Annotated in this window: 3 protein-coding genes and 1 pseudogene; 2 read left to right on the top strand and 2 right to left on the bottom strand. The window is 60.0% G+C overall.

Annotated features, from left to right (window positions below):
- Window positions 1–99, bottom strand: a pseudogene (locus EN994_RS36390) (AEC family transporter); the annotation flags it as partial.
- Between the two features lie 125 nt (window positions 100–224).
- On the opposite strand from EN994_RS36390, the gene hspQ reads away from it, so the two are divergent.
- Window positions 225–548, top strand: coding sequence for a heat shock protein HspQ (gene hspQ, locus EN994_RS26270; RefSeq protein ID WP_024503281.1), 324 nt, complete (start codon window positions 225–227; stop codon window positions 546–548).
- Between the two features lie 72 nt (window positions 549–620).
- Here hspQ and EN994_RS26265 read toward each other — a convergent pair whose 3' ends face one another.
- Window positions 621–1,250 carry an invasion associated locus B family protein gene (locus EN994_RS26265; protein ID WP_013531658.1) on the bottom strand — a complete coding sequence of 210 codons (630 nt, stop codon included), beginning with the start codon at window positions 1,248–1,250 and terminating at the stop codon, window positions 621–623.
- A 260-nt stretch (window positions 1,251–1,510) separates the two neighbouring features.
- On the opposite strand from EN994_RS26265, the gene EN994_RS26260 reads away from it, so the two are divergent.
- Window positions 1,511–2,637: extracellular solute-binding protein (locus EN994_RS26260; protein WP_164746203.1), on the top strand; the 1,127-nt coding region annotated here is incomplete at its 3' end.

Here is a 2,637-nt window from a genome sequence, read left to right as displayed (position 1 = left end):
GCCGAGCGCGTCCAGCGGCTGCCTGGTGATGCGCGCCACCAGAAACCCGACAAAAATCAAGCCGAAGAACGGAAGAACAAGACCGATGACGTCAGACATTTTTATGCTGGTCCGAAACCCTGGCGCCGGGCTAACCCGTTGCTTAATAGGGCGTCAAGCGCCTCGGGATTGAATTGATGCGCGGTCTGCGCCAAATAAGCTCAAGGAACTCAGTGGTGAGTACGATGAAAACAGCCAAATTCGCAATCGGACAGGTGGTTCGCCACCGGCTGTTTCCATTCAGGGGCATCATTTTCGATGTCGATCCGCAATTCGCCAACACCGACGAATGGTACGAAGCCATCCCCGCCGACGTGCGGCCGCGCAAGGATCAGCCTTTCTACCATCTGCTCGCCGAGAATTCGGAGACCGAATACATCGCCTACGTCTCCGAGCAGAACCTGCTCGAGGACCAGTCGGGCGAGCCGGTCCGGCATCCGCAGATCAAGGAAATGTTCGACAAGAAGCCGGACGGCGGCTACCAACAGAAGCGGCAGTCCAGGCATTAGCCTGCTGGAAGACAGTCACAAAAAAGCGGGGCATGAACCCCGCTTTTTTGTTGGCTCGGCGATATCGGCCGATCAGTTGGCGGTCTTCGCCTTGTCCTGCTCTTCCTTGAGCTTCTTGGCGAAATCCTGGTTGTTCTTGGCGACGAAGTCCTGAAGCTTCTTCTGCCTGTCCTCGATGTCCGACTGCTGCAGCGCCGGGCCGTCATAGGCGCCGCTGAAGCCCTGCAGGGCGATCTTGATCGGATTGGGCTGATTCTGGAAATTGACCGAAGTCAGCGTGATCGCCTGGCCTTTCTTGAATGCCGCGACGAGCTGATCGGTCAGCGGCACTTCGGCCACGCAACGATCCGGGAAGCAGATCACATAGTCGAGCTTCTGCGCCTTGCCGGTGTCGATCTGCAGGCCGATGCCGGGAGGCACCAGACGGCCGGTCGGAACCGTCACCTGGAACACCTTGCGGTTCACCTTGCCCTTGAGCTCGATCAGGCTGACGCCGGTGACCAGCTGGCCATTGCCGGCAGTGGTGATGTTCTGGACGTTGCAGATGTCGACATCTTCCTGCTTGGTGCAGGCCTTGAACCAGCCTTGCGGAATCTGCTGCTGCTGCTGTGCGGAAGCGGCGGGAAGCCCTGCGCCGAGAAAGCCGACCACGCCAGCGGCCATGACCGACAGGCGGTACGCGTTGCTGTTCAGGCTCGTCATGTCGTGCACTTCCTCTCAAATGATCCCGGGACCGGCTTCTTCGTGCCGTGTGGTCCAGCTACCTGTTGCCGAAATGAGGCAACAGAATGACTTCGGAGGGCGTGTTACACTGCAAGCGAGGCCGAATCCAGCCCGGCGCCTGCGATTCTTGGCCGTGCGATTTGGGCCGTGCGATTTGGGCTGATGTATCTGGCCGGAGCGCGGTGGCGCCATGCTAGGGTGCAGTCCGAATCATCAAGCCGCCCAGTAAGGAGACGGTCATGGGCCGCGTTCTTGTTTGGCTGATCACCGCGATATCGTTTCTCGCCCTTTCGCATCAGCCGGCCGCATCGGAGCCGAAGCACGCCATCGCCATGCAGGGCGAGCCGGCGCTGCCGCCCGACTATACGCATTTCAACTACGTCAATCCCGACGCGCCGAAGGGTGGCTCGATCACCTATTGCGTCGTCGGCAGCTTCGACAATCTCAACCCTTTCATCCTCAAGAGCCTGCGCACCACGGCGCGCGGCATGATGGATACGATCTTCGGCAATCTGGTCTTCGAGCCGTTGATGCAGCGCAATGCCGACGAGGCTTTCACGCTCTACGGTTTGTTGGCCGAAAGCGCCGACATGGATCCGGAGCGCAAGAGCATCGAGTTCCATCTCAATCCGAGGGCCAAATGGTCGGACGGTCAGCCGGTGACGCCGGAGGACGTGCTGTTCAGTTATGATGTCTACACCGACAAAGGCCGCCCGCCTTACAGCGACCGCATGGCCAGGGTCGCCAAGCTCGAAAAGACCGGCGACCACAGCGTGCGCTTCACCTTCAACGACAAGGCCGATCGCGAATTCCCGCTGATCATCGCGCTGACCCCGATCATCCCGAAGCACGCCTTCGACAAGGAGACTTTCGACAGGACGACGCTCAAGCCGGTGATCGGCAGCGGTCCGTATACGATCGCGCAGGTGCAGCCAGGCCAGCGCATCGTCTTCAAGCGCAACCCGGACTATTGGGGCAAGGATGTCCCCGCCAAGCGCGGTTTCGACAATTACGACCAGATCACCATCGAGTATTTCCTCAACGCCAACGCCAAGCTCGAAGCGTTCAAGAAAGGCCTCTGCGCCATCGATGACGACAGCGATCCGGTGAAGCGCGAGCGCGATCTCGATTTTCCGGCCTTCCACAAGGGGGACGTGATCGCCGAAACCTTCGACACCGGCATTCCGCCGGTGGTGACCGGTTTCCTGTTCAACACGCGGTTGCCGAAATTCGCCAACCCGGTCGTGCGGCGCGCGCTCGGCATGCTCTACGACTTCGAATGGGCCAACAAGAACCTGTTCGGCGGCAAATACACGCGCACGATGAGTTACTGGCAGAATTCCGAGCTTTCCGCGCTCGGCCATCC

The organism is Mesorhizobium sp. M7A.F.Ca.CA.002.09.1.1 (assembly GCF_003998555.1).
Taxonomy (GTDB): domain Bacteria; phylum Pseudomonadota; class Alphaproteobacteria; order Rhizobiales; family Rhizobiaceae; genus Mesorhizobium; species Mesorhizobium ciceri.
This window is presented reverse-complemented; position numbering and strand designations above follow the sequence as displayed.